Origin of the sequence: Mesorhizobium sp. M0751 (assembly GCF_040320265.1) — a bacterium.
Taxonomy (GTDB): Bacteria; Pseudomonadota; Alphaproteobacteria; order Rhizobiales; family Rhizobiaceae; genus Mesorhizobium.
Genome location: NZ_JAMYPH010000051.1, coordinates 1 through 8,261, shown reverse-complemented (window position 1 = coordinate 8,261; position 8,261 = coordinate 1). Strand labels below are relative to the sequence as shown.

Here is an 8,261-nt window from a genome sequence, read left to right as displayed (position 1 = left end):
CGTCGCTAGAATGAACCCTTAGCTGCTGCCCGTCCTCGGCGATAATCTCAGCCGCATCTGCGCCATCGAATGTCTGGTGATAAAAGTATGGCCTCCAAACTTCATCGGCGGCCGCTTCCACAAGTTCTCTAGCCGCAATGCTCGCCCCGCTTCCCGGAGGGCCGATTGAATGGGTAGAATTTTGGATCGCCATATCACTTCCCCGTCAGATTCATTGAAGTGTGATTTGCCGCTACCAAGACGAGACCGGATCATTGGAAGATGGGCTCGCGTTTCAGTCGGGATACTTTCAAGTACCTAGGGCGCCTAGGTGCCTGACCTCAGGTTTTGGATGAAGCTACCATCGTCAGCGATTTTAGGTTGCAAAGGTTCTGTGAAATTACTTGTAGGATCTGTTGCACTGTTTGATTACCGGCAGCGTGGCATGGAGCGGTCTCAGCGAATTTGGGTGCCGGTGACGTTCAGGGACGCCGTTTTGAGCGGTGAGTGATCCTGCTTTGCGTGCACTGGTGCCCGGCCGTCCGAGGCGATCGTTGGGCCACAAGTACAGCGCGGGTCACCCGCGACAGATGCACGGCATCGACGCATGCCTCTCCCGGATCACCGCGTCGCCCACGCAGGTGGCCGAGGCCCTGCCTCAGGGGCAACGCGAGCCGTGCCTTCCGACCAGGCCCCCATTGCGTGCCCCCCGTTTCTGCGCATCACCTCGGCCACCCGAGCGCCGGCCTGAACAACTTCCGCGACGATCCGTGCCTTCCGCTGTCGACGCTGCCGCCGCCCAGTCGGGCCTTCGATTACCTCAAGCCGACAAGCCTACCAGTCGCGCGTTGTCTCCTGGCATGTAAACACCTCGGCCAAAGCTAGAGGCTTCTTCCCCTGACTATACGATACCAGGGCATCGCCTGTAAGTTCTCGACCGAGAGGTAGAACGCAATCCAAGTGCGACCTGTGGTGAGTTGCAGGCCGTCGGCGAAATTAAGACGACCTGTGAATGCAGTTTGCAGGGCTCGATTATGGCCGGGAAGCAGGACTGCCTCTATCTCGGCAACCTGGAGGCAAAGCGCGACTGGGGCTCGGCGCGCGACTATGTCGAGGGCATGTGGCGCATCCTGCAGCACCATGAGCCTGACGATTTTGTGCTCAAGGCGCTGATCCGGATAGACAAGCGTTATTTCCGTCCGACCGAGGTTGACCTGCTGATCGGCGACGCCTCCAAGGCGGCCACCCAGCTCGGTTGGAAGCCAAAGACCACCTTCGATGATCGTTGAGGAGCGTTTGCAGGATCTCCTCCGCCAGTCGCGGCAGGCGCTGCGGCAAGCAGGGATGTACGGTGAACGGTTGAGCGACACTCGCGCCGGCTTCGATCTGAAGACCAATGCACCGATTCATCTGTTCCGCTTCGACAGCGCGGGTAGCTCGTCTCAGAAATGACCGAGGCCGATTGCCGCGGCTACGGAATAACGATCGATTGACGGGAAGGTCGCGACATTCCATCGCCGACCAACGAAAAGATTCGGCCTCGCATCGCCGTTGCTGATCCATCTCCTCCGGTCGGCGCCGACGTTGCCAATCTCATGACCGCGCTTCATCTCGCGCCCGAGCCGGCCTTGCTGTCCAGCCCGCCACTAGGATGCGAAGCCTCCGGCACGCTTGCCCAGGGTGAACTTAGGGCGCCCTCGGGGCCGAAGACAGCGTCGATCTGCATTCCCTTTTCCTCACCCAACTCCCGGTAAGCACCCCAAAAACGCCTCGGCTAAGTTTGCTGGCGTCGGATACTTACAAATCGGGACAGTTTAGTGGCATCCCACCGGATCGCCAACCGCCAGCCGAGGCTAGGACCAATCCACATTCAGGATTCCCAGGCTTGAAGAGTGCTGAATCAATCCGTTCCGGATTTTCTGATTCGGAGCGGATTGATGGGTGTGAAGCGCTACGAGCTGAGTGAGGCGCAGTGGATGCGGATCGCGCCGCTTCTGCCGGGCAAGGCGACATGACCCCGGCCGGACGGCGGCGGATAACCGATTGTTCGTCAACGGGGTTTTATGGGTGCTGCGGTCGGGGGCCTTCTGGCAGCGCCTGCCGGAGCGTTATGGCAAATGGAAGAGCGTCCACGCCCGCTTCACGCGGTGGGCCAAGAACGGCGTCTGGGAGAAGGTCTTCGCCGAACTGATCAAGGCCCTCGACAACAAATACCTGATGCTCGACTCTACCCTGGTCCGCGTCCACCAGCAGGCCGCGGGCGGAAAAGATCCCATGAGGCGACGGGCGGCGGAACTCAGGTAAGGTTTCGGGGTCCGACATCCTAACCCTGGAGACGTCTCATGAACCTCTCATCCGTTGCTCTGCCGCCCGTCGACGAGAAGACTGCCACAATTTTCATGGCACTGGAATTGAGCAAGTCGACCCTGGCTTGTGGCCCTGCACTCGCCGGCGGTCGACAAGATCAGCCTGCATCGCCTGCAAGGAGGTGACACCGAAGGGCTTATGGCTCTCATTGAACACCGGCGCGAACAGGCGCAGGCCGCCTTGACGCGTCCGGTTCGGGTAATGTCGTGCTACGAGGCCGGCTACGACGGTTTCTGGCTGCATCGTTTCCTGTGCGACCGCGGCATCGACAATCAGGTTCTGGACGCGGCCAGCATCCTGGTCGACCGCCGGTCACGCCGCGCCAAGACGGACCGCCTCGATGCGGCGGCGCTGCTGCGCACGCTGATGGCGATGGAACGTGGCGAGCCGAGGGTCTGCCGGGTTGTGCGAGTGCCGAGCCTTGAGCAGGAGAACGATCGCCGTCGCAGCCGGGAACGGGCTCGGCTCGTCAACGAACGCGGCCAGCATTCGAGCCGCGTCAAGGGGCTTTTGATGACCCAGGGCATCCGCGACTTCAAGCCAGCCAGACGGGACTGGCGTGAGCAGCTCGAGACGCTGCGCACGGCTGACGGGCGGGATCTGCCGCCCTGCCTGAAGAACGAGATCAAGCGCGAGTGCCGCCGCTTGTGGCAAGTAATCGAGATGATCATGGAGGTCGAGGCTGAGCAGCGTCAGGCCGCCGAGACCACAGCTCCCGGGATCGCCCAACTGAGTCATCTGCGTGGCATCGGCCTGACTATCGCAAGCGTAATGACGAACGAGGTGTTCTTCCGCGATTTCCAGAACCGGCGTGAGGTCGCCGGTTATCTCGGTCTTGCATCCAGCCCTTGGAGCAGCGGCGCGGTCAGCCGCGACCAAGGCATCCAGAGATCGGGCAATCCGCGAGCGCGACGAACCGCCATTGAACTCGCCTGGCTGTGGCTGCGCCATCAGCCCGATAGCGGTCTCGCGCGCTGGTTTCACGAGCGCGTCGGCACCGGCAAAGGACGCATCCGCCGCACCATGATCGTCGCCTTGGCGCGCAAGCTGATAATCGCCTTGTGGCGGTATCTGACCCAGGGCCTGCTGCCGGAGGGCGCCATGACCAAGGCCTGACGAAAGAGTTCGACGCGAGGGCGGCCAACGTCACTTGCGACGAAGCGGGATGGATGTGGACCGGCGCCCCCCAGGGCTGTTAACGCCGTCAAAAAGATGGGTCCCATCCTTCCCGGCCTCGCCAAACTTGCCCGTGCATGCGGGATATGGGTGCAGGCTCCACCCGAGCCGACCGGATATGAGGTGATGTGGACTTGTTCCGCAATTCGCCGCGAGGCCGATCCCGACTACGTTCGAAAGTAACTAAGCCGTCACCACTACCATTGACACGATGTGCCTCATATGAGGGGGGCCAAAGTCAGGCGTTGGGGCGTTCCCGGCGGACTGACCACCAAAATCCACATCGTCTGCGACACCCTTGGCCGGCCGCTGCGCTTCATCCTCACCGCCGGCCAGCGCCACGATTGCCTCTCTGCCAAGGCCCTGTTGGAGGGGTTCGACGCTGAAGCGGTGCTCGCCGACAAAGCCTATGACAACAACGACTTGCGCCAGACCATCGCCGACATGGCGCTACGGCTGTGATCCCTTCAACCCGCTCCCGCAAGGTCCCGACCCCGCACGACGAGGTCGCCTACATGGACCGCAATCGCATCGAACGCTGCTTCAACAAGCTCAAGCACTTCCGCCGCTTCGCCACCCGCTATGACAGGCGAACCGTCCACTTCCTCGCCTTCATCCACCTGGCCGCCGTCATGCTATGGCTGCGCTGAATGTGGATTCGTCCTAGCCCATGCCGTTTCGTTGAGGCGCGGCGCCAGTCGATCGCGATCGAGCGCGCCGCGTCGCGAATGCTGAGACCGGGTTGAGCGGAGGGCCCGGACGGGCGAGTTGAGCATGTGCGCGCGCTGGAAACGATCCAGCGTGTTGGGCGGGCATTGCTGCCCACTACAGGCCACAGACCAAAGGCGCAACCTCTTCCGCTGCGCCAGTTCTCCTCTCCGCCAAATGTCTGGGCTCGTGCGCTTCAATCAATGTCGATGCGGCTATGCTTCGACCGAAAATAGCGGGCTCTCGCTCTTTCGCCAGACATTCGCCTAACAGCGCTGTCTCTTGTTGACGCCGGCGCGCATTCACCCTCTCTCCGCTGATTGAGCTGGTACAGCTCCGGGCCGATGGTGGGTGGAGCATAGCGTCGGAGCCATTTGCCTGAGCGGCGGAGACCTTCGAGGCGCAACCTCTTCCGCACGAGCGAGATATCCTCCCAACCCGCAAGCTGTTCCGTTCGGCGCTGTCCCATATCCGACAATGTCGGATACGCAACGTAGCTGAGCCAGATCTATCGCTTTGCCTCGAAACGATTTCTAATTTGGCATTGTAAATGCTTGCTCATCCGCAAACCCCGTCATGAGGAGAAATCGTCCTATGATCGCCTCCCGAAATATACCGCCGCCGCGGGTCTCCCAGACGCATCCAAAGACACTCGACCAAGTCTTGGCAACAAGAAGACGGTTGCTCATTCGGCTCGGCGCTGCCCGCCGATCCACCTTCTCCTACAACGAGGGCAGCCGGGAAGCAGCGGCTTCAAAATGAGGAACAAAATCACTTTGCCTCGAACCTTGCCACTCGTCCCGCGACCACAACCGGAGCCATCGAACCGCGTCCGCGCCCAGATCCTGTCCGGCATCATCGCCAACGAGCGCGATCCCAAGGCAATCGCTCAGCGCAAATGGCTGCGCGCGATCTACTGCACGCATCCTTATTCGAGGCCGAACGACGGCGCCAAGGAGAGCCTCGCCGCTAACACGCAGACCGATCTAAGCGCCGCTTGATCCAGCACAAAGGAATTTCAGACATGCACCAAGACACCGTCCGGGCGAGAGCTTTCGCCATGCCCCTGACCAGCCCGGCCTACCCGGCTGGCCCATATCGCTTCCGAAACCGGGAGTATCTGATCATCACATATCGCACCGATCCGCAGAAACTGCGCGACCTGGTGCCGGAGCCGCTTCAGGTGTGCGAGCCTCTCGTCAAATTCGAGTTCATTCGCATGCTCGACGGGCTTCGGCGACTACACGGAAGGCGGACAGGTCATTCCTGTCTCCTTCCGTGGCCGCAGGGGGAGCTACACCCACTGCATGTTTCTCGATGACCATCTGCCGATAGCCGGCGGACGCGAGTTGTGGGGCTTTCCCAAGAAGCTCGCCAGCCCAACGCTCCGAACGGAGACGGATACCGTCGTTGGCACGCTGGACTACGGCCCCGTCCGCGTCGCGACGGGTACCTGGGCTACAAGCACCGCCGAACCGAGCTTCCTAGTAAAAATCATCCCGCATGTCGACGGCACGCCGCGCATCTGTGAGCTCGTGGAATATCAGCTGGAGGACATCGATCTGAGGGCGCCTGGACCGGCCCGGCAGCCCTGAATCTCTGGTCGCATGCGCTTGCCCCAGTCGCCGAACTGCCGGTGCTGGAAGTGGTCTCGGCCGTACACCTCGTCGCAGATCTCACGCTCGCGCTCGGGAAGGTCGTTCACGACTACCTCGGAAGCCGAGCCTCGCTATCGGAAAGGAAGAACCCATGAACTTCCAGAATGATATCCTATCGAACCAGCGCGACGACGGAGCCGGTAGCCGGCTTCTCGACAAGTGGCGGTGATCACCGGAGCCGCGAGTAGCGTCGGCAAGGAGATTGCGCTCATGGGAGCCGCCAACCCGTGATTACGCTTTTAGGCACGCAATAACGATAAGGAAAAAATCTGCGCGAAACGGTCGCACCGGTATTGACTTTAATTGACACATCCCGCGAACACTTGCATAAGCCGCATAGCGGTAGTCGCTGAGGGGCATGCCGCACCCAATTTTTCCCTAGGGGCGAGGTCTGATCTATGGCGGCACTGGCAAAATTCAGACCAGTTGATTCCGGCCAACACGACAAGGACGAACTCCGCGAGATTGTCCGTGAGCGCTCTTTTCGATTCGGACGCTACCTGCTCTCGTCGGGCATAGAGAGCGACATCTATTTCAACATGAAGCCTACCATGATGGTGGCGCGCGGCGCGCAACTTGCCGCTCTTGAGTTCCTAAAGATCGTTGAGCAAACGAAAGCAGAGTACGTCGGCGGCCTTGAAATGGGCGCGGTCCCCGTAATCGGATCAATGGCGGCTGTCAGCTCGCTCATGAACAAACCGATAAACACGATCTTCGTTCGCAAGGCTCCAAAAGCCCACGGCACAAGGAACGTGATTGAAGGCCTTGGCCCTAAAGAGGACCTCAAGGGAAAAGTCGTCCTGATCGTTGACGACGTTGCCACAAGCGGCAACTCGATATTGAAGGCGATTGAAGAGGTTCGCCACGTCGGGGGCATTGTGCGTGACGCTGCTTGCCTCGTGGACCGCGACGAGGGAGCTACGGCGCTGCTAGCCCAACATGGCGTAGCGCTGCATTCCGTGCTGCATGCGAGCGAATTTGTGGAACGCCACTGACAATCTCATACAACGTCTTTCCGGCGACCTAGCCTTAGAGGACATCCCACCGATTTGCAGCGAGTGCAAGCGCCTCGCGACTGAGAGCGATTGCCCTTGCCCATCCTCCCTGTTGTTGGTGCAACACATGCTCGCTGCCGTTCACCAGCGGCTTGACGCCGTTGGCTACCTCTCTGAGCAAGGCGCCATAAGACTGAAGGCTTTTGCCGATTATCTGGCGGCGATCGTTCGCATAGCTTCAGAGATCGGCGACGCGGCACCCTGGATTGATCTAGCCGGCCGGTTTAGCGCTCTTTTCGGTCCCGATGAGGTTGCCCATTAGGGCTTATCGCGCTTTTGCTGACGAGCAGCCTCCGCGGCAATGCGTCATGGTTCGCCGGCGGCATGCCGGCGCCATGGTGCGAGCGTAAACGCGCCGAGCAGCCGGTGCTGGATCTCGGACGCGACGCCGCCGACTGGTGTGGAATGCGGCGTTGGTGCACGGGGCCCTCGTGCCGCGTTCCAAGCACGGATGAGCTGCGTTCCCCATTCCGCGGTATCATGCGCGCGCCCCCTCGGTGGCGTGTCATGCAAGCGGGCCCGAGCGAATTGCCATCGAGATAGACCTAGTTAAGACATTCCGAATGAACCGATACCCTCCGGCGAAGGCCGCCTTGCGAGAGGATGGCACGGTAGCGAGGCTGCGCTCTTAAGGTCGTCCTTACGAGCGAAGTTAGCAGCACAGCATGAGCCATATGACGTTATTGACCGGGCCGGAGCGGCGGCGTCGTTGGAGTGAAGCGGATCAGTGCCGGATACTGGCGGCGGCATTCGCGCCCGGGGCCACAGTGGCGGCGGTGGCCCGTCAGTACGATGTCGCGACCAGCCTGATCTACAAGTGGCGCCGCACGATGAGAGCCCGCGAGACGGGCTTTGCCGAAGTTGTCGTGGCTCCCGATGAGCCTGTCGCCGTTTCGCGGCCTGCGGCATCCCCAGCGGTGATCGAGCTGGAGGTCGCCGGCAAGGTGCGGCTGCGGATTCGGCTGACCACGCCGCCGACATTGGCGGCGGCGATGGTGAAGGCGCTGGGCATTTCATGATCCCGGTTCCGAGCCAGGTGCGGATCTGGTTGGCGGTCGGCCGGACCGATATGCGTCGCGGAATGCAAGGCCTCGCTCTGCAGGTTCAGGAGACGTTGGGCCGGGATCCGCATTTATGCGTTGGGCGAGATTATGTGGCGGAGCCGCCCTGACCCCCTTTCGGGCTGGCCAAACCCAGCTTGCCTCCGCCACATAAATTCAGATGGAGTTCAGCAGTTGCAGAACGGAGTCATTTGGTCGGAAACGCACGCCGTGATCGCCGGTGACGCCCGCCTTCTCGAGTCCATTGCGCATCATCT

The 8,261-nt window shown here is 61.1% G+C and carries 7 protein-coding genes and 6 pseudogenes; 12 read left to right on the top strand and 1 reads right to left on the bottom strand.

What is annotated here, in order from left to right:
- Nucleotides 1–193, bottom strand: a pseudogene (locus NKI19_RS32280) (hypothetical protein); the annotation flags it as partial.
- 817 nt (nt 194–1,010) lie between these two features.
- On the opposite strand from NKI19_RS32280, the pseudogene NKI19_RS32275 reads away from it, so the two are divergent.
- From NKI19_RS32275 to tnpB, 12 genes and pseudogenes are all read left to right on the top strand, one after another.
- A pseudogene (locus tag NKI19_RS32275) lies at nt 1,011–1,268 on the top strand (GDP-mannose 4,6-dehydratase); the annotation flags it as partial.
- Nucleotides 1,258–1,431: a hypothetical protein gene (locus tag NKI19_RS32270; protein WP_352567650.1), complete on the top strand. Its 174-nt coding sequence runs from the start codon at nt 1,258–1,260 to the stop codon at nt 1,429–1,431. The pseudogene NKI19_RS32275 and the gene NKI19_RS32270, both read left to right, overlap by 11 nt.
- 491 nt (nt 1,432–1,922) lie before the next feature.
- A pseudogene (locus NKI19_RS32265) lies at nt 1,923–2,268 on the top strand (IS5 family transposase); the annotation flags it as partial.
- A 53-nt stretch (nt 2,269–2,321) separates the two neighbouring features.
- Nucleotides 2,322–3,462 (top strand): annotated as a pseudogene (locus tag NKI19_RS32260) (IS110 family RNA-guided transposase).
- A 282-nt stretch (nt 3,463–3,744) separates the two neighbouring features.
- Complete coding sequence (locus NKI19_RS32255) at nt 3,745–3,984, top strand: transposase (RefSeq protein ID WP_352567652.1); 240 nt, start codon at nt 3,745–3,747, stop codon at nt 3,982–3,984.
- Nucleotides 3,981–4,172, top strand: a complete 192-nt coding sequence (locus NKI19_RS32250) for a transposase (protein ID WP_352567653.1) — start codon at nt 3,981–3,983, stop codon at nt 4,170–4,172. Before NKI19_RS32255 ends, NKI19_RS32250 begins: the two co-directional genes overlap by 4 nt.
- An 816-nt stretch (nt 4,173–4,988) precedes the next feature.
- Nucleotides 4,989–5,231: a hypothetical protein gene (locus tag NKI19_RS32245; RefSeq protein WP_352567654.1), complete on the top strand. Its 243-nt coding sequence runs from the start codon at nt 4,989–4,991 to the stop codon at nt 5,229–5,231.
- 23 nt (nt 5,232–5,254) lie between these two features.
- A pseudogene (locus tag NKI19_RS32240) lies at nt 5,255–5,996 on the top strand (acetoacetate decarboxylase).
- Between the two features lie 290 nt (nt 5,997–6,286).
- Nucleotides 6,287–6,883: an orotate phosphoribosyltransferase gene (pyrE, locus tag NKI19_RS32235; RefSeq protein ID WP_352567655.1), complete on the top strand. Its 597-nt coding sequence runs from the start codon at nt 6,287–6,289 to the stop codon at nt 6,881–6,883.
- Nucleotides 6,884–7,231: 348 nt separating this feature from the next.
- Nucleotides 7,232–7,342 (top strand): annotated as a pseudogene (locus NKI19_RS32230) (glycine oxidase); the annotation flags it as partial.
- A gap of 266 nt (nt 7,343–7,608) precedes the next feature.
- Nucleotides 7,609–7,962 (top strand): IS66-like element accessory protein TnpA, encoded by a 354-nt coding sequence (gene tnpA, locus NKI19_RS32225; protein WP_352567656.1) that lies wholly within the window; start codon nt 7,609–7,611, stop codon nt 7,960–7,962.
- The gene (gene tnpB / locus NKI19_RS32220) at nt 7,959–8,114 is read left to right on the top strand and encodes an IS66 family insertion sequence element accessory protein TnpB (RefSeq protein WP_023743220.1); all 156 of its coding nucleotides are present in this window, start codon (nt 7,959–7,961) and stop codon (nt 8,112–8,114) included. Before tnpA ends, tnpB begins: the two co-directional genes overlap by 4 nt.
- Nucleotides 8,115–8,261: the final 147 nt, after the last annotated feature.